The sequence below is a fragment of the Stenotrophomonas sp. YJH_SMC_17 genome (assembly GCF_059371655.1).
In genome coordinates, this window is record NZ_JCAFUU010000008.1 from 126,411 (window position 1) to 150,389 (window position 23,979).

22 protein-coding genes are annotated in these 23,979 nt (G+C 68.7%); 7 read left to right on the top strand and 15 right to left on the bottom strand.

Annotated elements, in window-relative coordinates; genetic code table 11:
- Positions 1–92: 92 nt before the first annotated feature.
- Positions 93–770 carry a response regulator transcription factor gene (locus AC5P8Z_RS17750; protein ID WP_286070682.1) on the top strand — a complete coding sequence of 226 codons (678 nt, stop codon included), beginning with the start codon at positions 93–95 and terminating at the stop codon, positions 768–770.
- A 6-nt stretch (positions 771–776) separates the two neighbouring features.
- On the opposite strand, the gene AC5P8Z_RS17755 is transcribed toward AC5P8Z_RS17750, so the two are convergent.
- The gene (locus tag AC5P8Z_RS17755) at positions 777–1,214 is read right to left on the bottom strand and encodes a DUF6165 family protein (protein WP_495229638.1); all 438 of its coding nucleotides are present in this window, start codon (positions 1,212–1,214) and stop codon (positions 777–779) included.
- Positions 1,215–1,344: 130 nt separating this feature from the next.
- On the opposite strand from AC5P8Z_RS17755, the gene AC5P8Z_RS17760 reads away from it, so the two are divergent.
- Positions 1,345–2,043 (top strand): TorF family putative porin, encoded by a 699-nt coding sequence (locus tag AC5P8Z_RS17760; protein ID WP_286070683.1) that lies wholly within the window; start codon positions 1,345–1,347, stop codon positions 2,041–2,043.
- On the opposite strand, the gene AC5P8Z_RS17765 is transcribed toward AC5P8Z_RS17760, so the two are convergent.
- Positions 2,040–3,188: an MFS transporter gene (locus AC5P8Z_RS17765; RefSeq protein WP_345783116.1), complete on the bottom strand. Its 1,149-nt coding sequence runs from the start codon at positions 3,186–3,188 to the stop codon at positions 2,040–2,042. The two genes, AC5P8Z_RS17760 and AC5P8Z_RS17765, sit on opposite strands and share 4 nt — an antisense overlap.
- Before the next feature lie 144 nt (positions 3,189–3,332).
- Between AC5P8Z_RS17765 and AC5P8Z_RS17770 the strand changes: the two genes are divergently transcribed.
- Complete coding sequence (locus AC5P8Z_RS17770) at positions 3,333–4,220, top strand: LysR family transcriptional regulator (protein WP_495229639.1); 888 nt, start codon at positions 3,333–3,335, stop codon at positions 4,218–4,220.
- Here the strand turns inward: AC5P8Z_RS17770 and AC5P8Z_RS17775 are convergent.
- Complete coding sequence (locus tag AC5P8Z_RS17775) at positions 4,189–4,656, bottom strand: YehS family protein (protein ID WP_495229640.1); 468 nt, start codon at positions 4,654–4,656, stop codon at positions 4,189–4,191. The two genes, AC5P8Z_RS17770 and AC5P8Z_RS17775, sit on opposite strands and share 32 nt — an antisense overlap.
- Positions 4,657–4,801: 145 nt before the next feature.
- Here AC5P8Z_RS17775 and AC5P8Z_RS17780 point away from each other — a divergent pair, with 145 nt between their 5' ends.
- A complete protein-coding gene (locus AC5P8Z_RS17780; protein WP_495229641.1) occupies positions 4,802–5,554 on the top strand; it encodes an SDR family NAD(P)-dependent oxidoreductase in 753 nt (250 codons plus the stop codon).
- A gap of 128 nt (positions 5,555–5,682) precedes the next feature.
- Here the strand turns inward: AC5P8Z_RS17780 and AC5P8Z_RS17785 are convergent, their stop codons facing one another.
- The 4 genes from AC5P8Z_RS17785 to AC5P8Z_RS17800 form a co-directional block, all read right to left on the bottom strand.
- Positions 5,683–6,588: an SPOR domain-containing protein gene (locus AC5P8Z_RS17785; protein WP_495229642.1), complete on the bottom strand. Its 906-nt coding sequence runs from the start codon at positions 6,586–6,588 to the stop codon at positions 5,683–5,685.
- 21 nt (positions 6,589–6,609) lie between these two features.
- Positions 6,610–8,298, bottom strand: coding sequence for an arginine--tRNA ligase (argS, locus tag AC5P8Z_RS17790; RefSeq protein ID WP_286070688.1), 1,689 nt, complete (start codon positions 8,296–8,298; stop codon positions 6,610–6,612).
- 113 nt (positions 8,299–8,411) lie between these two features.
- Positions 8,412–9,116: a RadC family protein gene (radC, locus tag AC5P8Z_RS17795; protein WP_295566313.1), complete on the bottom strand. Its 705-nt coding sequence runs from the start codon at positions 9,114–9,116 to the stop codon at positions 8,412–8,414.
- Between the two features lie 70 nt (positions 9,117–9,186).
- Positions 9,187–9,813, bottom strand: a complete 627-nt coding sequence (locus AC5P8Z_RS17800; protein ID WP_286070690.1) for a response regulator — start codon at positions 9,811–9,813, stop codon at positions 9,187–9,189.
- 228 nt (positions 9,814–10,041) lie between these two features.
- Here AC5P8Z_RS17800 and coaBC point away from each other — a divergent pair, with 228 nt between their 5' ends.
- Genes coaBC through AC5P8Z_RS17815 form a run of 3 tightly spaced genes read left to right on the top strand, consistent with a single transcriptional unit; the run spans position 10,042 to position 14,132 of the window.
- A complete protein-coding gene (gene coaBC / locus AC5P8Z_RS17805; protein ID WP_495229643.1) occupies positions 10,042–11,304 on the top strand; it encodes a bifunctional phosphopantothenoylcysteine decarboxylase/phosphopantothenate--cysteine ligase CoaBC in 1,263 nt (420 codons plus the stop codon).
- On the top strand, positions 11,301–11,774 hold the full coding sequence (dut, locus tag AC5P8Z_RS17810; RefSeq protein ID WP_005411999.1) for a dUTP diphosphatase: 474 nt from the start codon (positions 11,301–11,303) through the stop codon (positions 11,772–11,774). The genes coaBC and dut overlap by 4 nt, the downstream gene beginning before the upstream one ends.
- A 12-nt stretch (positions 11,775–11,786) precedes the next feature.
- Positions 11,787–14,132 carry a phosphomannomutase/phosphoglucomutase gene (locus tag AC5P8Z_RS17815; protein WP_495229644.1) on the top strand — a complete coding sequence of 782 codons (2,346 nt, stop codon included), beginning with the start codon at positions 11,787–11,789 and terminating at the stop codon, positions 14,130–14,132.
- 298 nt (positions 14,133–14,430) lie between these two features.
- Here the strand turns inward: AC5P8Z_RS17815 and AC5P8Z_RS17820 are convergent, their stop codons facing one another.
- From AC5P8Z_RS17820 to pyrE, 8 genes are all read right to left on the bottom strand, one after another.
- Positions 14,431–15,144, bottom strand: a complete 714-nt coding sequence (locus tag AC5P8Z_RS17820; RefSeq protein ID WP_495229645.1) for a response regulator transcription factor — start codon at positions 15,142–15,144, stop codon at positions 14,431–14,433.
- Positions 15,125–17,785, bottom strand: coding sequence for an ATP-binding protein (locus tag AC5P8Z_RS17825; protein ID WP_295566324.1), 2,661 nt, complete (start codon positions 17,783–17,785; stop codon positions 15,125–15,127). The genes AC5P8Z_RS17820 and AC5P8Z_RS17825 overlap by 20 nt, the downstream gene beginning before the upstream one ends.
- 51 nt (positions 17,786–17,836) lie before the next feature.
- Positions 17,837–18,487, bottom strand: coding sequence for a potassium-transporting ATPase subunit KdpC (gene kdpC / locus AC5P8Z_RS17830; protein ID WP_495229646.1), 651 nt, complete (start codon positions 18,485–18,487; stop codon positions 17,837–17,839).
- Positions 18,484–20,541 carry a potassium-transporting ATPase subunit KdpB gene (gene kdpB, locus AC5P8Z_RS17835; RefSeq protein WP_495229647.1) on the bottom strand — a complete coding sequence of 686 codons (2,058 nt, stop codon included), beginning with the start codon at positions 20,539–20,541 and terminating at the stop codon, positions 18,484–18,486. The genes kdpC and kdpB overlap by 4 nt, the downstream gene beginning before the upstream one ends.
- Before the next feature lie 10 nt (positions 20,542–20,551).
- Positions 20,552–22,261 (bottom strand): potassium-transporting ATPase subunit KdpA, encoded by a 1,710-nt coding sequence (kdpA, locus tag AC5P8Z_RS17840; protein ID WP_495229648.1) that lies wholly within the window; start codon positions 22,259–22,261, stop codon positions 20,552–20,554.
- Between the two features lie 12 nt (positions 22,262–22,273).
- Complete coding sequence (locus tag AC5P8Z_RS17845) at positions 22,274–22,366, bottom strand: potassium-transporting ATPase subunit F (RefSeq protein ID WP_005407770.1); 93 nt, start codon at positions 22,364–22,366, stop codon at positions 22,274–22,276.
- Positions 22,367–22,587: 221 nt separating this feature from the next.
- A complete protein-coding gene (locus AC5P8Z_RS17850) occupies positions 22,588–23,250 on the bottom strand; it encodes a hypothetical protein (RefSeq protein WP_295566332.1) in 663 nt (220 codons plus the stop codon).
- A 19-nt stretch (positions 23,251–23,269) separates the two neighbouring features.
- On the bottom strand, positions 23,270–23,929 hold the full coding sequence (gene pyrE / locus AC5P8Z_RS17855; RefSeq protein WP_005407772.1) for an orotate phosphoribosyltransferase: 660 nt from the start codon (positions 23,927–23,929) through the stop codon (positions 23,270–23,272).
- Positions 23,930–23,979: the final 50 nt, after the last annotated feature.

Sequence of the window (23,979 nt, forward strand, 5' to 3'; positions counted from 1 at the left end):
GGTCGTGCCGGGTTGCTGCGTTGCAATAAATTGGATTCCGCTGTCCGCGGCGCCGGCCTACGGTGGGTACTTCGTACCGCCGGATCCGCACGATGCCGCTTGCCGTTCCCGCTCTGCCCCCTGATCAGCCCCGCCGCCTGGCCATGCTGGCGCCGCATCCCGTGCTGCGCCTGGGGGTGGAGGTGGTGCTGCGCCAGCATGGCGGCGTGCAGGTGTGCGGAAGCTTCGCCGACGAAGCCGAGCTGCTTGCGTTGCTGGATCGTCAGCCGGGCTGCATCGACCTGCTGCTGATCGATGTGCTGGCGCCCTGGGGCCCCGGGCAGGGCCTGGCCCTGCTGCGGCGGTTGTCCCAGCGCTGGCCGCTGTTGCCGGTGCTGGTGCTGTCTGCCCACTGCAACGCGAGCACGGTCACCATGGCCATGCAGGCCGGCGCGCGCGGATTCCTTTCAAAGGGCACTACGCCGGAAATGCTGCTGCGTGCGGTCGATGTGCTGTCGCGCGGTGGCCGCTTCGTCCCACCGGAACTGGGCACGCAGTTGAGCCGGTCGCGGCTTCGGCGCCCGCCCGCGCCCGTGCTCACGCCCTTGAGCCGGCGCGAACGCGAGGTACTGCGGCTGGTTCTGCAGGGCTGCACCACCGGCGAGGTCGCGCGGCGTTTCGGACGCACGGCCAGTACGGTCAGCACGCAGAAGCGCACGGCCTACGAAAAACTGGGCATCCAGAGCGATGGTGAACTGTTCCGCATCCGGCACCTGCTCGAATGCGGATGAGCGGGCTTACTCGCCCTGGTACTGCTTCTCTTCCACCAGGGCCGAACCGGCCACGCGGTTGATCTCGTTCTTCACCTGCACGCGCTCGCCATTGGTGCCGTACACGCCGCGCGCCAGCTGGATGAACGCATCGTCGAACACCTGGGCCGCTTCCTTGTCGCGCAGCTGGTCCTGGATGTCCCACATGCGCTCGTTGATCGCCTTCAACTGCTGCTTCAACGCGGCCAGCGCCGGCTGTGCCTGCAGCTGCTGCTGCAGCAACGGCAGCAGCCCGTCCAGCTCGGTGCGTACATTGGCCAGCTTGGCGGCATCGTCGATGCGCTCGGCCTTGATCTCGAGAATGGTGATCTTGTCGATCAGCTCGCCGATCGATACCGGGGTCAGGATGGCGTCCACGCGGTTGGTTCCTGAAAACAGAGCGCCATGATACCGCGCCGCTGGCATGCAGCCCCGTTCCACGGGATTTACGCCGAATTTGCGCTGCAGGCCACGCAGCACCCTCGATCCGTTACGGGCACGCGCTCGACACTGACGTCCCGGCGGCGCGACCGCCTTCGACGAGGAAATCAGTGCAGTGAACAGCAAGGGGATGATGGCGGCGATGGTGGCCGCGCTGGCGGGGCTGCTCGGTATCGGCAGCGCGCAGGCACAGGTGCAGCTGAGCGGCAGCGCCGCACTCACCAGCGACTACGTGTGGCGTGGCAGCTCGCAGAGCGATGGCGACCCGGCGGTGCAGGCGGGCGCGAAGGTGGCCGTGGCATCGGGCTGGTACGCCAGCGCGTGGGGGTCCAATGTCTCGTTCAAGCCGGACAACGGCGCGCGCAGCGAGTTCGACCTGGTCGCTGGCTGGTCGGGCGCGCTGGCCACGGACTGGACGCTGGACGCCAACCTGACGCGCTACGTGTACCCGGGCACCGGCCGCGCGCTGGACTGGACCGAACTCAGCACCACGTTGACCTGGAAGCAGCGTGCCTGGCTGCAGGTCGCGCATTCCAACGATGCGCTGGCCGGTGGCCATCGCGGTACCTATGCCCAGCTCGGCGTACGGGTGCCGCTGCATGAACGCTTCCGCCTGGAAGCGGCGGTGGGCCAGTACTGGCTGGCCACCGCGCAGGGGCCGGATTACCTGCATGGCCAGATCAGTGCCATTGCCACGCTGGCCCCGGCGTGGGAGCTGCGTGCCACTGTGCATGACACTGACAGCGCGGCCAAGCGCCTGTTCCCGGGCAACGCCGGGGGACGCTGGGAACTGGCGCTGCAGGGCAGCTTCTAGTTCGACGACACCGCTTGGCGCGCACGCAGCGCGCCGGGCAGCCACAGCAGCAGGGCCAGCACGGCCACCGTGGCACCGGCCACGCAGACGCCGGTCCAGCCGAAGCGCTGGTAGACCTGCGCCGACAACAGCGAACCCAGCGAACCGCCGATGAAGTAGCCGGTCATGTAGCCGGCATTGAGGCGGTTGCGTGCGGCTGGTTGCAGGGCATAGATCAGGTTCTGGTTGCTGACGTGCAGCAGCTGCGCGGCCAGGTCAAGCACCACCACGCCGATCAGCAGCGCCAGCAGCGAATGCGCCGACAGCCCCAGCGGCAGCCACGACAGCAGCAACAGCAGCAATGCGATGGCAGTGGCGCGACCGGTCTGGCCGCGGTCGGACATGCGCCCGGCCAGGCCGGCGGCCAGCGTGCCGGCCGCACCCACCATGCCGAACAGGCCGATGGTGGCGTCGCTGTAGGCATACGGCGGCTGCGCCAGCAGGAACGCCAGCGGGGTCCAGAAGATCGCGAACATGGCGAAGCTGCAGGCCCCCAGCAATGTGCGTTGGCGCAGCACCGGTTCCTGCACGAACAGCACGCCGATCGAGCGCAGCAGTGCGAAATAGCCGAGGCCGGCGCTGTGGTGGAATCGCGGCAGGCCGCGTTGCAGCGCCAGCGCAGTCATCACCAGAGTGCCGGCGGCGATCGCGTACACCAGTCGCCAGTCGCCCAGGCTGGACAACAGGCCGGCCACGGTGCGCGCCAGCAGGATGCCCAGCAGCAGGCCGCTCATCAACGTGCCGACCACGCGACCGCGATGTTCCGGCGCGGCCAGCGTAGCGGCGAACGGCACCAGCACCTGTGCCACTACGGAGAACAGGCCGGTGATCGCGGTGCCCACCAGCAGCCAGGCCAGCGACGGCGCACAGGCACTGATCACCAGCCCGCCGGCCGACAGCAGGCTCATCACCACGATCAGGCGACGCCGCTCGAACAGGTCACCCAGCGGCACCAGCAGGATCAGCCCGGCGGCATAGCTCAGCTGCGCGGCGGTCACCACCATGCCGACCTGGCTGAACGGCACGCCGAAGGCGTCGGCGATGGTGTGCAGCAGTGGCTGTGCATAGTAGTTGCTGGCCACGGCCACACCGGTGGCAACCGACATCAGCAGCACCTGCCAGCGGTGCAGTGGGGGGAGGGCGGGGCTCACGCGGTCTTCCAGAAAAGCGGGGTGCACAGTGTCCGCCTGCTGCAGCGATGATGGAAATGAATCATCATCATCCCTGTCATCTGGAAACGAGATAGCAGGGTGAACCTCAAGCAGCTCGAGTTTGCCGTTGCCCTGGCCGAGGAAGCCAACTTCACCCGCGCCGCCGAACGCTGCCATGTGGTGCAGTCCGCACTCAGCCACCAGATCGCCGCACTGGAGCAGGAACTGGGCACGCCGCTGTTTGAACGCCTGCCGCGCCAGGTGCGGGCCACCGCCGCCGGTGAGGCCATGCTGGTGCATGCGCGGCAGGCCTTGGCCAGCCTGCGCCATCTGCGTGCCGACGTGGCGGCGGTGAGTGGCGAGGTGCGCGGGCTGCTGGCGATCGGGCAGATTTCCTCGCTGACCGGCATCGACGTGGTGGCGATGCTGGCCGCCTTCCAGCAGGTGCACCCGCAGGTGGAATTCCAGTTGCGGGTGGACAAGAGCGAGGACCTGATCGCGCAGGTGCAGTCGCGCGTGCTGGATGTGGCACTGGTGGGGCTGGCACCTTCTGCGGCGCTTGATGGGCTCTGCCACCAGATGCTGCAGGAAGAAGACCTGGTGGCGGTGCTGGCGCCGTCGCACCGTCTGGCCCGGCGCAGGCGGCTGCCATTGACCGAACTGCAGGACGAGGCGCTGGTCGATTTCCCGCGCGGCACCGGTGCGCGGCGGCAGACCGACGATGCGTTCGCTGCCGCCGGCCTGCCGCACACGGTGCGCTTCGAGGTCAATCTGATGGAACTGATCGAGCGCTTCGTCCGCCATGGGCTGGCGGTCGGCATCGTGCCGGCGTTGATCGCCGAAGGCTTTGAAGGCGTGGTGCGGATTCCGCTGCAGCCGACCCCGACCCGCCGCGTGCATCTGGTCTGGCAGCGGCTGCCGACACCGGCGGCGCGGGCGTTCGTCGAGGCCGTGCTCAGCCGCGCAGGCGCAGGCTCAGGCCCTTAAGGAAATTGCGCAGCATCTGGTCCAGGCAACGCCGGTAGTTGGTGTGCCCGGGCTGGCGGAACAGCGCGCCCACTTCCGACTTGGACACGTTGAAACCGGCGCTGGCGAAGATCTGCATCAGGTCCACGTCGCGCAGCTGGAAGGCCACGCGCAGCTTCTTCAGCACCAGGTTGTTGTCGATGCGGGTTTCCACCGCGCGCTGCGGCTGGCTCTCGTCGCGACCGCGCAGGTGCACGATCAGTCCGTCGAGGAAGTGGGCCAGCGCGCTGTCGCTCATCGCCTCGAAACCGGCTTCGTCCTCGCGGCGCAGCCAGGCCTTCACCTGCTCGGTATCCACGGCGAAGGCCGGGTCGGCCATCTGGCACAGGGTCACCACGTGGTGGTCGCCCAGGTCCAGGGAGTAGCGCACGCTGCGCAGGACATCGTTGTTGATCATGGCCCAATTGTACCGGTCACCCTGCAGCTGGGGTCAGATCCCTTTTCGGAGCAGGGGGAACTGACCCCGGATCTGGCCGATCCGGCAACACAGGGGCCGGCCGACGATGCCAGAATGGGGGTCTGGTTTCCCATGGAGTTGCCTGATGACCCGCACCGTCCTGATTACCGGCGCCACGTCCGGCTTTGGCGCCGCCGCCGTCCATCGCTTCGCCCAGGCGGGCTGGAAGGTGATCGCCACCGGCCGCCGCGGCGAGCGCCTGCAGCCGCTGGTCGACCGCTACGGCAAGGACGTGGTGCACGCCGCCGTCTTCGACATCCGCGATGCGGTGGCGATGGAAGCGGCGCTGCTGGCGCTGCCGCCGGCATTCGGTGACATCGACCTGTTGGTCAACAATGCGGGCCTGGCGCAGGGGACGGCGCCGGCGCAGAGCGCGAAGCTGTCGGACTGGACCACGATGATCGACACCAACATCACCGCGCTGGTCACCCTGACCCACCGCCTGCTGCCGCAGCTGGTGGAGCGCAAGGGCGCGATCATCAACATCTCGTCGGTAGCCGGTGTCTACCCGTATCCGGGCGGCAATGCCTACGGTGGCACCAAGGCCTTCGTCAGCCAGTTCTCGCTGGGCCTGCGCTCGGACCTGCACGGCACCGGCGTGCGGGTGACCACGATCGAGCCGGGCATGGCCGAAACCGAGTTCACCGTGGTGCGTACCCATGGCGATCAGGCTGCGTCGGACAAGCTCTATACCGGCGCCAACCCGATGACCGCCGAAGACATCGCCGAGCAGATCTTCTGGGTGGCCACGCTGCCGCCGCACCTGAACATCAATCGTCTGGAACTGATGCCGGTCAGCCAGTCGTTTGCGGGCTTCCAGGTGGCCCGCGAAGGCTGACCTGCGTCGCGGGTCCTGTAGAGCCGAGCCCATGCTCGGCTTCGTCTGGATTCAGCCGAGCATGGCTCGGCCCTACAGAAACAAAAAAGCCGGGCATTGCCCGGCTTTTTCCGTTCAGATCCGATGGGTCACTGCGCCTTGATCGCCATCGCCTGCAGGCCGGTGCCATCCAGCTTCTGCTTGGCTTCGGACAGTTCGCCGGCGCTGCCATACGGGCCCATGCGCACGCGGTACACGGTCTTGCCGTTGATATGCGCCGACTCCACGCGTGCAGCAAGACCCATCATCGCCAGTTTGGCCTTGGTGGCTTCGGCATCGCCGGAGGCACCGAACGCGCCTGCCTGCAGGATGTAGCGGGCGTTGTCGGCGGCCGCCGGTGCTGCAGCCGCCGCGGCACCCGCCGTTGCCGGTGCAGTTTCCGCGCGTGCTGCCGGCGTGGCGGCGGCGGTGCTGGTCGAGGCCGGGGCGGTGCCGGCCGACGGCGTTGCCGCCGCCGGGCGTTCACTCAGCGGTGCCGGCAGCGGACGGCTGGTGGCGGTCACCTGCGCGGTGCTGGACACGCTGGCGGTGGCAGCCGGTGCCGGTGCGGTGGTCGTCGCCGGCGGAACCGGCTTGCCTTCCAGCGCAGCCTGCGCGCGCGACGCTTCGGCCTTGGCCCGGCGCTGCTCTTCAGCACGCGCGCTGGCCGCCAGCTCGGCGTCGGACATTTCAACTTCCTTGCCCGGCAGCAGGGTGTAGAAGTCGTACTGGGTGGTGGCCGGCTTTTCCGGTTCGGCCGGCTTCGGCGTGGTCGGCTGCGCGGCCGGCTGGGCGCCGACATCGCTGTCGGCGTCCGCGACCGGGGCCGGCTGCGCGTTCGGGTTCGGCTGGGGACCGGCGCGCAGGAAGCCATCGCCTTCGCCCTTGAACAGGTTCGGCGCCGCCAGGAACACCACGGCCGCGATCGCTACACCCGCTACCAGCCACACCCATCCGGGTGTGCCCTGGCTGCCGCTGTTGCGTCGTGCCTGGCTTTTGCCGCGTCGTGCTGCCATGTGTACTGCGTCTCCTGATGCTTACATTTTTTCCGGGGCGCTGACGCCCAGGAGTTCGAGGCCGTTGGCCAGCACCTGGCGTGCGGCGCAGGCCAGGGTCAGCTTGGCATTGCGGTCAGTGGCATCTTCCACCAGCACCGGCGTCCCGTGATACCACGTGTGGAACGCGTGCGCCAATTCACGCAGGTACTGCGCCACCAGGTGCGGTTCCAGCGCCACGCCGGCCGCTTCCACCACTTCCGGATACCGCGAGATCTCGTTCATCAGCACCAGCGAGGCATCGTCGGCCAGGCGGCCGAGGTTGGCCAGACCGTTGCCCTGTTCGTACACCAGGCCCTTCTCCTGCGCCTGGCGCAGCAGGCTGCAGACGCGGGCATGCGCGTACTGCACGTAGAACACCGGGTTGTCGTTGCTCTGCTGGCGGGCCAGGTCGATGTCGAAGGTCAGCTGCGAATCGGGCTTGCGCGCGATCAGGAACCAGCGGGTGGCATCGCGGCCGGCTTCCTCGATCAGGTCGCGCAGGGTGAAGTAGCTGCCGGCACGCTTGGACAGCTTCACTTCCTCGCCGCCGCGCATGACCGTGACCATCTGGTGCAGCACGTATTCCGGCCAGCCCTGCGGGATGCCCACTTCCATCGCCTGCAGGCCGGCGCGCACGCGGGCCAGCGAGCCGTGGTGGTCCGCGCCCAGCTCGGTGATCGCGCGCTCGTAGCCACGCTGCCACTTGGACAGGTGGTAGGCCACGTCCGGCACGAAGTAGGTGAAGGTGCCGTCGGACTTGCGCATCACGCGGTCCTTGTCGTCACCGAAGTCGGTGCTGCGCAGCCACAGCGCGCCGCCTTCCTCGTAGGTGTGGCCCGAGGCCTGCAGCTTGGCGACCGCCTCAGCAACCTTGCCGTCGGCGTACAGCGAACTTTCCAGGAAATAGATGTCGAAGTCGACGCCGAACGCGGCCAGATCCAGGTTCTGCTCGTTGCGCAGGTAGGCCACCGCGAAGCGACGGATCGCCTGCATGTCGTCCGGGTCCTTGGCCCCAACCACGGTGCTGCCTTCCAGGTCGACGCTGGCGCCGGCCATGTAGGCGCGGGCGACGTCGGCGATGTATTCACCGCGGTAGCCGCCTTCCGGCCAGCCGTCCTGGTCCGGAGCGATCCCCTTGATCCGTGCCTGGGTGGACAGTGCCAGGTTCTCGATCTGAACGCCGGCGTCGTTGTAGTAGAACTCCCGCTTGGCGTTCCAGCCGTTGGCATCAAGCACGCGCGCCACGCAGTCGCCGATTGCCGCCGCGCGGCCGTGGCCGACATGCAGCGGGCCGGTCGGGTTGGCCGACACGTACTCCACGCCCACGGTGCGGCCATTGCCGGACAGGTTGCGGCCGTAGTCGTGGGCTTCCTTGATGACCGAAGCGGTTTCGCGCTGGTACGCGGCCGGAGCCAGGTGGAAGTTGATGAAGCCGGGGCCGGCGATCTCGACCTTGCTGACGTCCTCGCTGCGCGGCAGCGCCTCGACCAGCGCCTGTGCCAGTGCGCGCGGATTGCTGCGCGCGGCCTTGGCCAGCAGCATCGCGGCGTTGGTGGCGAAGTCGCCGTGGTCGCGGGTCTTCGGGCGCTCGACCACGAAGTCCGGCGGCAGGGAGTCGGCGGGCAGGGTGCCATTGGCGCGCAAGGCTTCGATGCCTTGGCTGATCAGGGCGCGGAGGAGATTTTTCACGAGGCCTGCTGTGAGAATGAGCGGCGGAATCGCCCATTTTAGCGCAGATACCCGCAGCCACGCTGACCGGAAGATGCCCGTGGGGGCGGCCGATGGCCTCTGGCGGGCCGCGCTCAGCCGAACAGGCGCGGCCGGGCCTGGGCCAGCAGGCCCCGTTCAGCAAACGAAACGGGACGGCCCTCGCCGACGACGAAGTGGTCCAGCAGGCGCACGTCCACCATCGCCAGTGCCTGCTGCAGTTCATCGGTGATGCGGGTGTCGGCGCTGGAGGGTTCCGGGTCGCCGGACGGATGGTTGTGGCTGAGGATCACCGCCGCCGCGTTGTGCAGCAGCGCGCGCCGCACCACCTCGCGGGGGTAGACCGGGGCGGCATTGATGGTGCCGTGGAACAGCTCTTCGCAGGCGATCAGGCGGTGGCGGTTGTCCAGGAACAGGGCCATGAAGACTTCGCGGGCCTGGCCACGCAGGCGGTGCTGCAGGTAGCGGCCGACCGCCGCCGGGTTGTTGCCCACCGCCTCGCCGTGTTCCAGCTCGGCCGTCAGGTAGCGGTGGGCCAGCTCCAGCCCGGCGGCCAGCGTGCAGCTGCGTGCAGGGCCGAGCCCGGGCAGGCGGGCCAGTTCGGCGGCGGGGCGATCGAGCAGCACCCGCAACGGGCCGTGCGACTGCAGCAGGTCGCGCGCGGTCTGCACGGCATCGCGGCCACCGAACCCGGAGCCGAGAAACAACGCCAGCAGTTCAGCATCGGAAAGTGCGGTAGGCCCGCGCGCGATCAGCTTCTCGCGGGGGCGTTCCTGTTCGGGCCAGTCATGGATGGGCATGGCCCCATCATCGCCAGACCTTGCGGTGGTTCCCATCGGGGCAAGCCGCGGGCCCGGGTCGGCCAATGCCTCAGTCGCGCCGGGTCTGCAGGTAGTCGAACAGTTCCTGGTTGTTCTGCAGGCCCAGCTTGCGCTTGGCTTCGGCTTTCTGCCGGCTGATGGTCTTCGGGCTACGCCCGCAACGCTCGGCAATGGCGTTCACGTTGAGACCGGCTGCCAGCAGGTCCAGCACTTCCTGTTCGCGTGCAGACAACGGCGCCGGTTCCCGCGGGTACAGCAGGTCGCGGGCCTGCAGGTGGTGGCGCAGCTGCTGGGAGACGAACACCTGCCCGGCCAGTGCGGCGTTCACTGCCTGCGGCAGCTCGGTGAAGTCGGCGCATTTGTCCACCAGGCCACGGATGCCCTCGCGCAGCAGCCCGTCCAGTAGCCCGGGATGGCGCGCGCCGGTCAGCACCACCACCGGCAGGCCCGGGTGGCGGGTGTGCAGCGCATCGATCAGCTCCAGGCCGTCCGGGCCTGCGCCCGGCATCGACAGATCGGTCAGCACCGCATCGCAGCCATGGCGGTCCACCAGTTGCAGCAGCCCGGCGCCGTCACTGGCGCAGCCGACGATGTCCATCAGGTGGGTCTGCAGCACGATGCGGACACCGTGCAGGACCACGGGATGGTCGTCGGCGATGATGATGCGTGGGTGCACGCGGCTCCTTGCAGATCGAACGAACCGCTGCATGCAGCGGCCAACGCCTGATTCTGCAAAATCGAGAGGCCACAACGGTATAGGAAACGTCCGAAACCGATGCCGGGTGACTCCCGGATCAACGTAGGCGGATTCCATCTGCTGATAGCCGCCCGCTATGTGCGTCCTGCATCGGGACATTACCGACCATCGGGTAAGCTAGCGCCCTCGTTTGCACAGGAATTCCAGGTGGCTGACTCCCCCAATGTTTCCCCCGCGCCGGTCCGCGCGCTGGAAGGTCAGAAACTGCTGTTGTGCGTCGGAGGCGGGATCGCGGCCTACAAGGCCCTGGAGCTGGTGCGGCGTCTGCGCGACGCCGGCGCCCAGGTGCAGGTGGCGATGACCGCCGGTGCCCAGCAGTTCGTCACTCCGCTCAGTTTCCAGGCCCTGTCCGGGCAGCCGACCCGCACCACGCTGTGGGACAGTGCCGCTGAACAGGCCATGGGCCACATCGAGCTGGCCCGCTGGGCCGACCGCATCGTGGTCGCCCCCGGCACAGCCGATCTGCTGGCGCGGCTGGCCCAAGGCCACGCCGATGACCTGGTCAGCACCCTGTGCCTGGCCAGCACCGCACCGCTGACGATCTGCCCGGCGATGAACCACCGCATGTGGCTGCATCCTGCCACCCAGGCCAACATCGCGCTGCTGCGCCAGCGCGGTGCGCAGGTGATCGGCCCGGTCGACGGCCCGCTGGCCGAAGGCGAATCCGGTCCCGGCCGTCTGGCCGAACCGAGCGACATCGTCGCCGCGCTGGCCGCCAATGGCAGTACCACGGCGGCGGTTGCCGCACCGGAAACCCGCGCGCTGCAGGGCCTGCGCCTGCTGATCAGCGCTGGCCCGACCTACGAAGACATCGATCCGGTGCGCTACGTCGGCAACCGCAGCAGCGGCAAGATGGGCTTCGCCCTGGCTGCGGCCGCCGCCACGATGGGCGCCCAGGTGGTGCTGGTCAGCGGCCCGGTGCAGCTGCCGACGCCGCCCGGCGTGCAGCGCGTGGACGTGCGCTCGGCGGCGCAGATGCGCGATGCCGTGCTGAAGGCACTGCCGGCCGACATCTATATCGGAGCCGCCGCGGTGTCCGATTACACGCCGCGCCAGGTCGCGCCGCAGAAGCTGAAGAAGACCGCCGACAGCCAGTCGCTGGTGATCGAGCTGGTGCGCACGCCGGACATCCTTGCCGAAGTTGCCGCGCAGACGCAGTCGCTGAAGCTGGTGGTCGGCTTTGCCGCCGAGACCCACGACGTGGAGAAATATGCACGTGGCAAGCTGGTCGACAAGCGCCTGGACCTGGTGATCGCCAACCAGGTCGGCATCAGCGGCGGCGGCTTCGAGAGCGACAACAACGCCGCCACGGCCTTCTGGCAGGACGGCGAACAGGTATTCCCGGCCACCTCCAAGCGCGAGCTGGCCGAACAACTGCTGGCGCTGATCGCGCGGAGACTCCAGGCATGACCCAGGCTTTCACTTCCCAACCGCTGCAGGTCAAGCTGCTCGATCCGCGCTTCGGCGACAGCTGGCCGCTGCCGGCCTACGCCACCGAGGCCAGCGCCGGCATGGACCTGCGCGCGGCGCTGGATACCGCGCTGACCCTGCAGCCGGGCGACACCGCGCTGGTGCCCAGCGGCCTGGCCATCCACATCGCCGATCCGCACCTGTGCGCGGTGATCCTGCCGCGTTCCGGGCTGGGCCACCGCCACGGCATCGTGCTCGGCAACGGCACCGGCCTGATCGACGCCGACTACCAGGGCCCCCTGCTGATCAGCGTCTGGAACCGTGGTCGCGAGGCCTTCACCATCGAGCCGGGCGATCGCATCGCGCAGCTGGTGGTGGTGCCGATTGCCCGCGTCAGCCTGCAGGTGGTGGATACTTTCACCGACAGCGTGCGGGGAACGGGTGGATTCGGCCATACCGGGGTGCGTTGACGGGGGACATTGATGAGCGGCATCGGGGAAGGGCAGCGGGAACGGTCGTTGGGACGCAGTGCGCCACTACTGGGGGTGCTGCTGGTACTCCTTGCCGGCTGGTTCGGATGGAGCGCGGTGCAGCAGTGGCGTCAGGAAGCCAATGGCCAGGCACTGGAAGAAGCGCGTGACCAGGCCGTGCAGGGGTTGCAGGAGGCGGCTGCCGGCCAGCTGAAGCAGCTGCAGCAGCAGTTGAAGAACGAACGCGTGCAGCAGGCACTGCAGGCCGGTGACGCGGCCGCAGCCGCGCTGGCCGTGCGCGAGGGCTGGACCGGGGTTGAGCAGGTTGAAGTGCTGGGCGCCGACCTGGCCACCGCCTATGCCGACCCTGCCACCTTCGGCTATGCACGCTTGGCCCTGCTGGAAGAAGCGCTGGCCGGGGGCAAGCCGGGCCTGCGCGTGGTGCGCGATGGGGGAGGCAATCGTCTTGGTCTGGCCGCGCCGGTGCAGCTGGGCAGCCTTGGCCCAGCCGTGCTCTACGTGCGCCAGCCATTGCTGCGGCTGACCTCGCCGCTGGACCAGGTGAGTGCTCCGTCCACCGGCTTCCTCGGCCTGCGCCAGGGCGCGCATGACCTCGTTGCCCAGGGCGACGCCGGCCTGGCCGAGAGCGCGGAGGCGCTGGCGCGCCCGGTTCCGGGCACGCCGTTGCGGCTGGTGGCTGCCGTACCCAATGTCGAAGCCGGTCCGATGGGCCTGGGGTCGCTGGCCAGCGCCATCGTCGCGCTGCTGCTGGCCTTCGTTGCCGTGTTGCTGGTGGTCGGTCGCGGCCGCCTGCCGAAGACCCTGCCGCTGCCGCGTCGTGCCGCTGCGGCCGAGGCCGATCATGGCCCAACCCTGAGCGAGAGCCTGCAGATGGCGCCGCCGCCCGTGGCCGACGCCGGCATTGCGGAAAGTGCACCGCCGCCGCCGCCGCCGGTTCCGGTCGAGGAACTGGCCGCCGGTATCTTCCGCGCCTACGACATCCGTGGCGTGGTCGGCAGCGAACTGACGCCGAAGACCGCTGCACTGATCGGCCAGGCCATCGGCACCGTGGCGCTGGAACAAGGGCTGCGCGAGGTGGTGATCGGCCGCGATGGCCGCCTGTCCGGGCCGGAACTGGCCGCAGGGCTGGCCGAAGGCCTTCGCCGTGCCGGCTGCGCGGTGATCGACATCGGCCTGGCGCCGACCCCGGTCGTGTACTACGCGGCCTTCCATCTGCGTACCGGCACCTGCGTGGCAGTCACCGGCAGCCACAATCCGCCCGAGTACAACGGCTTCAAGGTGGTCATCGGTGGCGAGACACTGTCCGGCGATGCCATCACCGATCTCTACCAGCGTATCGTCGAGGGTCGCCTGGTGCAGGCCGCCGAGCCGGGTGATTACCAGCAGCGCGACGTGGGCGCCGACTACATCCAGCGCATTGCCGATGACGTGCAGCTGGACCGCCCGTTGAAGGTCGTGGCCGATGCCGGCAACGGCGTCGCCGGCGCACTCGCACCGCAGCTGCTGGAAGCGATCGGCGCCGACGTCATCCCGTTGTACTGCGATGTCGACGGCACCTTCCCCAACCATCACCCCGACCCCAGCGAACCGGCCAACCTGGAAGACCTGGTGCAGACGGTCAAGCGCTTCGGCGCCGATCTCGGCGTTGCTTTCGATGGCGACGGCGACCGTCTGGGCGTGGTTACTGGCGAAGGCAGGATCATCTATGCCGACCGCTTGCTGATGCTGTTTGCCGCCGACGTGCTGATGCGCAACCCGGGCGCGATGGTGGTCTACGACGTGAAGTGCACCGGCAAGCTGTCCGACCACGTGCTGCGCAACGGTGGCAGCCCGCTGATGTGGAAGACCGGGCATTCGCTGATGAAGGCGAAGATGCGCGAAACCGATGCGGAACTGGCCGGCGAGATGAGCGGCCACTTCTTCTTCAAGGAGCGCTGGTTCGGTTTCGACGACGGCCTGTATGCCGCCGCGCGACTGCTGGAGATTCTGGCCCAGCGCGAGGAGACCCCGGACGAGGTGCTGGCCGAGCTGCCGGAGATGGTGGCCACGCCGGAACTGAAGGTGCCGGTGGCCGAGGGCACGCCGCACGCGCTGGTGGCGATGCTGGTGGCGGCGGCACAGTCGCCGGAGAATCCGTACGTGGGTGGGCGGCTGTCGACCATCGACGGCCTGCGCGTGGACTTCCCCGATGGTTGGGGCCTGGTGCGCGCGTCCAACACCACGCCGGTGCTGGTGCTGCGCTTCGAGGGCAACGACGAGGCGGCACTGGAGCGTATCCAGGCGCTGTTCCGCAGCCAGCTGCAACCGGTGCTGGGCGACACCCCGCTCGGGTTCTGATGTGGGGCCGGGCTGCGCCCGGCACCCGCCGAAGCAACATCAACCTAGACATCAAGAGCGGGCATTCCGTGGGATGGTGGGGCGGTGTCGAAGTGCGGGGACGCCGTAAACCCGTCCCTGGGGGCTTGGCAGCCGCATCCATGCGGCTGACACCCCGCACTCCGACACCGCCCCACCTCTGACAGCTTCCCGGTGCTATTGGTAGGTGTCGACCTTGGTCGACACAGCAGATCCACGCCATGCGTGGATGCTCTTCCGAAATCGCTTTGGTGGGTGCCGACCGTTGGTCTGCACGCTTTCACCCCTTGAACCGCAACCCCACGCCCGGTTCGGTGAACAGGTAGCGCGAATCCAGCGCTGAATCGCCCAGCTTGTGCCGCAGCTTGCCGACCAGGATGCGCAGGTAGTGGGTGTCGTGCTGGTGGGTCGGCCCCCAGATCTCCTGCAGGATCTGCGGCTGGGTCACCACCCGCCCGGCATTGCGCAGCAGCAGTGACAGCAGCGCGTATTCCTTGCGGGTCAGCGCCACCGGCTCGCCACCGAGGGTGACTTCGCGACGCACCAGGTCCACGTGCAGGTGTCCGTCGTCGAATACCGGCGGCGTGCCATCGCTGGGCACGCTGCGCGTACGCAGCAGCGCGCGCACCCGTGCCATCAGTTCCTGCGTGCCAAACGGCTTGGTTACGTAGTCATTGGCGCCGGTATCCAGTGCGCGCACCTTCTCGGCTTCACCCGCACGCACGGTCAGCATGATCACAGGCACCTGGCTCCACTGCCGCAGCTGCTCCAGCACCTCGTGGCCTTCCATGTCCGGCAGGCCAATGTCCAGGATCACCAGGTCCATGTCCTCGCTGGCGGCCAGCTGCAGGCCTTCCTGGCCGGTGGCGGCCTGCCGCACCTGGTAGCCCTGCGCGCGCAGGCTGATGTCCAGGAACCGGCGGATCTGGGTTTCATCGTCGATCACCAGCACGCGCGCGGCCGGCACGCTGGCATCAATCGGGGTCGGGCTCATCGTGGGAGGCTGGCTTGAGCAGGGGCAGGGTGATGCGGATCAGGGTACCGCGACCGTCGCGTCCGGGCAGCGCCTGCACGCTGCCGCCATGCGCACCGATCATGCCCTGGCAGATGGTCAGGCCCAGGCCGGTGCCGTGTCGACCGCGGTCGCCGCGTTCGACGCTGTAGAACATGTCGAAGATGCGCGCGCGCTCGTCATCGGGAATGCCGGGGCCGGCATCGATCACGTCGATGCGCAGCTGGCCGTCCAGCTCGCGCGCCTGCACCTGCACGGCGGCGTCGGGCGGCGAGAACTTGGCGGCGTTCTCCATCACGTTGAACACCGCCTGTTCGACCAGCGCCGGGTGCACCCAGATCGGCGCCAGCGTGGGGGGAATATCCAGCTCCAGCCGCACCTTCGGCTGGTAGCGCTGCAGGCGCCGTGCCGCCGAACCGATCAGTTCGTCCACGCCGATCCAGTCGCGGTTGATCTTCAGACCTTCGTGGCCCAGCCGGGTCATGTCCAGCAGGTTCTGGATGTAGCGGTCGAGGCGTTCGCCTTCGACCAGGATCGTATCCAACAGGGCGCGTCGATCCGTCGTGTCCATCGCCGCGCCATAGCTGGCCAGGCTGTCGGCCGAACCAATCATCGCCGCCAGTGGCGAGCGCAGGTCGTGCGACACCGAAGAGAGCAGCGCCGAACGCAACCGCTCAGTCTCGTTGCTGACGTGCGCCTGCTCCAGTTCGGCCACCAGCCGGGTGCGCAGCGCAGCCTGTGCGATGTCATCCACCATCGCCTCGGCCAGCTGCCGCTGCTCGGGTAGCAGGCGTGCCTGCGCGCCGGGCAGGTACAGACCAGCCACGCCGATCGCGCGGTCCTCGCCATCCAGCAGTGGCAGGAACCACCACTGCGCGCCGGCCAGGGTATCGGTGAAGCGGCCGCTGGGCTGGCCATGGCGCAGTGCCCAGTCGGCAGCCGCCAGATCGGTATCGCCGGGCTGCGAACGGCCACCGGATGCAGTGTCGGCACCGATCCGCAGCCACGCTGGCACGTCCATCGCCTGCTCCAACGCATGCCGTCCAGCCTGGGCCACCTCGCCATTGCCGGCCGCGCTGGCCAGCTGCCGTCCCAGCTGCTGGCGCGCACGCGCGTGGCGGTTGGCCGCACGCAGCGCGATCACCTGCATGCGCAGGCGTGATGCCAGGCGGCCAGCCACCAGTGCAGCGGCCAGGAACAGGAACACGGTGATCACGCCCTGGCGCGCACCGATGGCGAAGGTGAAGCGGGGCGCAATGAACAGGAAGTTGTAGGCGAGGAAGCACAGGATCGCCGCCATCACCGCCACGCTGGCGCGCGTGCGCGCAGCGACCAGCACCACTGCAACGATGAACACCATCGACAGGTCGGCCATGCCCACCCAGCGTTCGGCCAGCCACGCCACCGCACAGGCCAGCGCGGTGGCGACCAGCGCCTGCACCGGCTCGTAGCTGATGCCGCGCATCGGTGGCAGCAGGCCCTCGCGGCGCGAGCGCGCACGGGCCTGTGGGGTGCTGATGATGGTGATCTCGTAATGCGCGCCGCGCTGGATCAGCTGCTGGGTCAACGTGCGGTTGAACATCCGCGCCAGCGGGCGTTCGCGGGTGCGCCCCAGCACCAGGGTCGACACGCCGTTGTGCGCGGCGTGGTCGAGCAGGGCGTCGGCGATGCTCGATCCGTGCAGCAGTTCGGCGCCGCCGCCCAGCCGCCGTGCCAGCGCGAAGGCCGCATCGATCTCGCGCCGGGTCGCCTCGTCCTGGCGGCGGCCCTGTACGGTCACCACCGTCCACGGTGCATCGCGGCGCTCGGCGATGCGGCGTGCCACGCGCACCAGGTATTCGCTCTGGCCACCGCCATCGATGGCTACCAGCACGCCACGTCGCAGCGGCAGGTTGCCTTCGCCACGGGCAGCGCGTGCCTCGCGCAGGCTGCTGTCGACGCGGTCGGCGGCCTCCTGCATGGCCAGTTCGCGCAGCGCGGTCAGGTTGGCCGGCGAGAAGAACGCCTGCAGCGCCTGTGCGGCTTGTTCGGGTACATACACCTTGCCCTGCTGCAGGCGCGCGATCAGTTCGCGCGGCGGCAGGTCGACCAGCACGATGTCGTGCAGGCGATCGAGCACGCCATCGGGCACGGTTTCGCTGACGCGCACGCCGGTGATGCGCATCACCACATCGTTGAGGCTTTCCAGATGCTGGATGTTGACCGTGGTCCAGACGTCGATGCCGGCATCCAGCAGCTCCATCACATCCTGCCAGCGCCGCTCGTGGCGGCTACCCGGGGCATTGCGGTGTGCCAGTTCGTCCACCAGCACCAGCGCAGGACGCCGTGCAAGCACGGCATCCAGGTCCATTTCCTGCAGGGCGTGGCCGTGGTAGGCCACGTCCTTCAGCGGCAACTGCGGCAGTCCCTCCAGCAGCGCCTGGGTATCGGCACGGCCATGGGTTTCCACCAGCCCGACCACCAGGTCGACGCCGCGCCTCAGCTGTTCCTGCGCTCGGGTCAACATGGTGTAGGTCTTGCCCACGCCCGGCGCCGCGCCAAGGAACACGGTCAGCTTGCCGCCGGCCTCGCGTTGCAGGCCTTCGACCAGGGCATCGGCCTGGCGGGTTCGCGCATCAGTCATGGGGGCCGCTGTCATGGCCGCCATTGTGCGCGCAGCCGGTGCAGCCCGGCATCACGGTGCCTTGGCCGCATGGTCCAGCGCGAAGTTCAACGTCACCACGTTCACGCGCGGCTGGCCGAACAGGCCCCACTGGCGCCCTTCGGTATGCGCCTGCACCAGCGCCTGCACCTGCTCCACCGGCAGGCCACGCGCACGCGCTACGCGTTCCACCTGCAGCTGCGCGGCTGCAGGCGACAGTTGCGGATCGAGGCCACCACCGGACTGGGTGACCAGGTCTGCCGGCACCTGTGCGGGCGCCACACCTTCGCGCGCGGCCACCGCAGCAGTACTGGCGGCAACACGTTCGGCCAGGGCCGGGTTGCTGCGCGCCATGTTGGAACCGGCTGCGGCCATCGGGTCGTAGTTGGCCGCCGACGGCCGTGCCTGGAAGTAGCCCTGGCCGGTGAACGGCTGCGACAGCCAGGCCGAGCCGCGCACCTGGCCGCTGCCATCGCGCAGCAGGCTGCCCTCGGCCCGGGTCGGGTAGGCCAGGCCGGCGAAACCGGTGGCGATGCCGGCGTAGACCGCACCGGCCAGCAGCAGGGTCGCCAGGCCCAGGCCGATCGCCGGACGCCAGCGGGCGTCATCCTGCAGGCTGGCCACGCGGGCCTCGGCCTTCGGTTCGCGGGACAGGGAAGAAGAGGTGGAAGCAGAACGGTTCATGCGCCGAATACCAGGACAAGAAGGAGGTCGATCAGCTTGATCGCCGCGAACGGCAGCAGCACGCCGCCGAGGCCGTACACCAGCATGTTCCGGCGCAGCAGCGCGGTGGCGGTGGCCGGGCGGAAGCGCACACCACGCAGGGCGAGCGGGATCAGGGCGGGAATCACCAGGGCGTTGAAGATCAGCGCTGCCAGCACCGCGTTGCGCGGGCTCGACAGCTGCATCACGTTCAGTGCGGCCATGGTCGGAACCGCGGCGGCAAACAGCGCCGGCAGGATCGCGAAGTACTTGGAGACGTCGTTGGCCAGCGAGAAGGTGGTCAGCGCGCCGCGGGTGATCAGCTGCTGCTTGCCCACTTCCACCACCGCCAGCAGCTTGGCCGGGTCCGAATCGAGGTCGACCATGTTGCCGGCCTCCTTCGCCGCCTGCGTACCGGAGTTCATCGCCAGGCCGATGTCGGCCTGGGCCAGCGCCGGGGCGTCGTTGGTACCGTCGCCGACCATCGCGACCAGGCGGCCACCGGCCTGCTCCTGGCGGATGCGCGCCAGCTTGTCTTCAGGGCGCGCCTCGGCGATGTAGTCGTCGACGCCGGCTTCGGCGGCAATGGCCGCAGCGGTCAGCGGGTTGTCACCGGTGATCATCACCGTGCGGATGCCCATCGCCCGCAGCTGCGCGAACTTCTCGCGCATGCCGTGCTTGACCACGTCCGACAGCTCGATCACGCCCAGCACGTGGCGGCCCTCGGCCACCACCAGCGGGGTGGCACCGTTGCGCGCGACCTGCTCGACGCGACCGGCCAGCTCGGCCGGCACGTTGCCGCCCAGCGACTGCACATGCGCACGAATCGCATCGGCGGCGCCCTTGCGGATCTGCCGTCCATGTTCCAGGTCGACGCCGGACATGCGGGTCTGGGCAGTGAAGGCCAGGTAGTCGGCATGGTCCGGTTCGGCGGTGGCGCAGCCCTGTTCGCGCGCCAGGCGCACGATCGACTTGCCTTCCGGAGTCGGGTCGGCCAGCGAGGACAGCAGCGCCGCTTCACGCAGCTGGCTGGCATCGATACCGGCCAACGGATGGAAGTGGCTGGCCTGGCGGTCGCCGTAGGTGATGGTGCCGGTCTTGTCGAGCAGCAGCACATCGACGTCGCCGGCCACTTCGACCGCCTTGCCCGACTTGGCCAGCACGTTGGCGGCCAGCGCACGGTTCATTCCGGCGATGCCGATGGCCGGCAGCAGCCCGCCGATGGTGGTCGGGATCAGGCAGACCAGCAGCGCGATCAGCAGCAGCGGGTCGACCTGCACGCCTACCGCCGCGCCAATGGCCGGCAGCGTGGCCACCACCACCAGGAAGGTCAGCGTCATCGCCGCCAGCAGCAGGGTCAGCGCGATCTCGTTCGGCGTCTTCTGCCGGTTGGCACCCTCCACCAGCGCGATCATCCGGTCCAGGAAGCTGTGGCCCGGCTCGGCGGTCACCCGCACGATGATCTGGTCGGACAGCACCTTGGTGCCACCGATCACACCGGAACGGTCGGTACCGGCCTCGCGCAGCACCGGTGCTGATTCGCCGGTCACCGCCGCTTCGTTGATGGTGGCCAGGCCCTGCACGATCTCGCCATCGGCCGGCACCAGCTCACCGGCACTGACGATCACATGGTCGCCCGGGCGCAGCTCGGCAGCGGCCACCCGGGTTTCGGCCGCACCCGGCTGCGGGGCGGCCAGCCGGCGTGCCACCAGGTCCTGGCGGGCACGGCGCAGCGATGCAGCCTGGCCACGGCCGCGCGCTTCGGCCACGGCTTCGGCGAAGTTGCCGAACAGCACGGTCACCAGCAGGATCGCGGTCACCGCCAGGCCGAAGCCCAGCGGCGCATTGCCGGTCAGGGTGACGATGGCGGCGACGATCGTGCCGGCCATCACCACCGCCATCACCGGGCTGCGCACCAGGTGCATCGGCGACAGCTTCAGCACCGCCTCGACCAGCGCACGGCGCAGGCCGGCGGCATCGAGCAGGGCAGGGCGCGATGCAGGGGAACTACGGGTTGAACTTGCGTGGGTACTCATTGCGGTGTCCTCAGTGCAGTCCCAGGCTCAGGTGGTCGGCGATCGGGCCGAGTACCAGCGCCGGCATGAACTGCAGCACGGTCAGGATGACGATCACCGAGACCAGGGTCAGGGCGAAGGTCGGGGTTTCAATCTGCAGGCTGCCGGCAGACTCCGGCGCCTGGCGCTTGGCGGCCAGCTGTGCAGCCACCACCAGCGGGATGATCAGCAGCGGGAAGCGGCCCAGCAGCAGCACCAGCGAGCAGCTCAGGTTCCACCACAGCGTGGCATCACCCAGCCCTTCGAAGCCCGAACCGTTGTTGGCGTAGGCCGACACGTACTCGTAGAACACCTGGCTGATGCCATGGAAGCCGGGGTTGGAGGTACCGGCCAGGCCGGGCACGGCCAGGGTGATCGCGGTGAATACCAGCAGGGTGATCGGCTGCAGCAGCACCAGCAGGGCCAGCAGGCGCACCTGCGGCGTCTCCAGCTTGCGGCCGAACAGTTCCGGCGTGCGTCCGGTCATCAACCCGGCCAGGAACACGCCCAGCAGCAGGTAGACAATGAACTGCTGCAGGCCGCAGCCGATGCCGCCCCAGATCGCGCTGACCAGCATGTTGACCATCGCGATGCCGCCGCTCAGCGGCGCCAGCGAATCGTGCATGCCGTTCACCGAGCCGTTGGACACCTGGGTGGTCACCGCCGCCCACAGCGCGGTGCCATCGGCGCCGAAGCGCACCTCCTTGCCTTCCATCAGCAGCGGTGTGGCGGCGCTGGCGCTGTGGCCCTCGCTCCACATCATCGCGCCGGTAGACAGCAGCGACATGCCCAGCATGCAGCTGAACACCAGGGCGCCGAAACGACGCCGGCCGGTGAACGCACCGATCATGAAGATCACCGCCATCGGCACCAGCAGGATGCCGACGATCTCCAGCGCATTCGACAGCGGGGTCGGGTTCTCCAGCGGGAAACTGCTGTTCGGGCCATACCAGCCGCCGCCGTTGGCGCCCAGCTGCTTGGCCGCGACCATCGCCGCGACCGGGCCCAGCGGCAGCTTCTGCTCGGCCATGCCGGCGCTGGCATCGATCGGCGTGGCCTGCGGCCCGCCGGCCATCGTCGAGGGCACGCCCTGGCTGGTCAGCAGCAGCGTCCACACCAGGCACAGCGGCAGCAGGAAGCGCACGCACAGGCGCACCACGTCCACGTAGTAGTTGCCCACCGCCACCTGGCGGTCATCGCCCGTTCCGTTGGCCGCGGCAGCCTGCGGCGCACGCGAGAACAACGCGCGCAGCGTCGCTACTGCCAGCGCCAGGCCCATCATCGGCGTCACCACCTGCAGGCCGGTGATGCCGGTCATCTGCGAGAGGTAGGACAGCTGCGCCTGGCCCGAGTAGTGCTGCTGGTTGGTGTTGGTCAGGAACGAGATCATCGTGTGCAGCGCGGTGTCCCAGCGCATGTTCGGGATCTGGTCCGGGTTCAACGGCAACCAGGCCTGGGTCATGAACACCGCCTGGGTCAGCACCGCGACCACCACGTTGCTCAGCACGAAGGCCAGCACGTAGCCGCGCCAGGACATCGAACGCGCCGGATCAACGCCGAACACCTTGTACAGCGGTTTCTCGATCCAGTGGAACAGCACGTCGACCTTCATCGGCGTGCCGCGCATCACCCGCGCCAGGTACAGGCCCAGCGGCCACGCCAGCAGCAGGCTGGCGGCAATAATCACAAGCATCTCAGTCATGGCAGGCTCCGCTCAGAACGACTCGGGCCGCAGCACGACATAAAGAAGATAGGCGGCGGCGACCAGCACCAGCACGCCACACAACAACGACAGCCAGGGGGACATTGCAATAGCGTCCTGGTGGAACCCCTCCACCTCAGGCCGCCATCGTCGTCCTGCCCCCCATAAACGCACTACGCGCCGGACCGGGCCGACGCGTAAAGAGTGCATAAATTCCGTGGGCCAACCCGTAACCAGGCGCTGCCTACTGTAGAGCCGAGCCGATGCTCGGCTGCTCTTTCCCAAGGTCATGTGGAGCCGAGCGCGGGCCCGGCGCCACAGGCGAATTACGGGGCCTGGCTCGCCGGCGCCACGCCCTTCAGCTCGCGATAGCGCTGCAGGGTACTGTCGATCTCGGCCTTCAACGCCTGCTGTTGCTGCTGCAGGCCGGCCTGCAGGCGCTGCTGCGCCTGCAGCTGCACATGCCGCTGGCGGATCGCCTCGGCCTGCTTGTCTGCCACTTTGGCACCGGCCAGCTCGCGGTCGCCCGCCGCCGACAACAGCGCCACCAGCGACTCACGCAGGCTGGTGACGTTGTACTCGGCGGTCTTCAGATTGTTGTCCAGCACTTCCTGGCGCTCGGCAAACACCCGGCGCAGGTCGGCCTCGCTGCCGTAGGTGGACAACATGGCCTGCTCGGTGCGCTGGCGGGTCTGCTCGGCCATCAGGTCCAGTTGCTGCTGCTGCGCCGCGGCGCTGGCAGCGGCGCGCTCCTCATCGGTCAACGCGCGCTGGACCTGCGCATTGCGCAGGCCGGTGCTCGCATTGAACTCCTCGCGGGCATGGTTGACCGCGTCGGCCGGCAGCGAATCACTGCAGATCCGCTCCTTGCCCTCGTTCCAGCAGTACAGCTTCTTTTCCGTCTTGCCGCTGTCGCGCGACTGCGCCGGCACGGTGAACGGCAATGCCAGCAGCAGGCCGGCAAAGAGGACAGCAGGAACTCGGGACATGACCTTTCCCCTGGGTCGGTCAGCGGATCGAACGGACGCCGTACTGGGCCCGATAGGCTTCCAGCGGCTGCCGGTAACCCACAAGTTCCGGGTTGCCGGAGGCGAAATCAAGCAGGTCGGCCAGCGACGCCACGGCGATCACCGGGATACCGGCCTCTTCGGCCACCGATTGCGCCGCCGAGCGGCGATCGGTCTCCGAAGCGATTTCCTGGCGGTCCAGCGCTACCACGATGCCGGCCGGGGTGCCACCGGCGGCGCGGATGATGCCCAGCGCTTCGCGGATCGCGGTACCGGCGGTGATCACGTCGTCGACGATCAGCACGCGCTTGCCCTGCATGTCGGCGCCGATCAGCTGGCCGCCTTCACCGTGGTCCTTGGCTTCCTTGCGGTTGAACGACAGCGGCAGGTCGCGGCCGCGCTGGGCCAGCTCGCAGGCCATCGCAGTGGCCAGCGGAATGCCCTTGTAGGCCGGGCCGAACACGACGTCGTACTTGATGCCGCTGGCATCGATGGCATCGGCATAGCAGGCGCCGAGCTGGGACAGCAGCGAGCCGGAGTCGAAGCGACCGGCGTTGAAGAAATAGGGGCTCAGCCGGCCGGACTTGAGGGTGAACTGGCCGAAGCGCAGGGCATCGGCGGTCAGGGCCAGCTGCAGGAAACGGTGGCGGTGGTCGCTCATCAAAACTCGATTCATCTTCATTTGGAGCACAAATCCTAATCCAGCTGGGC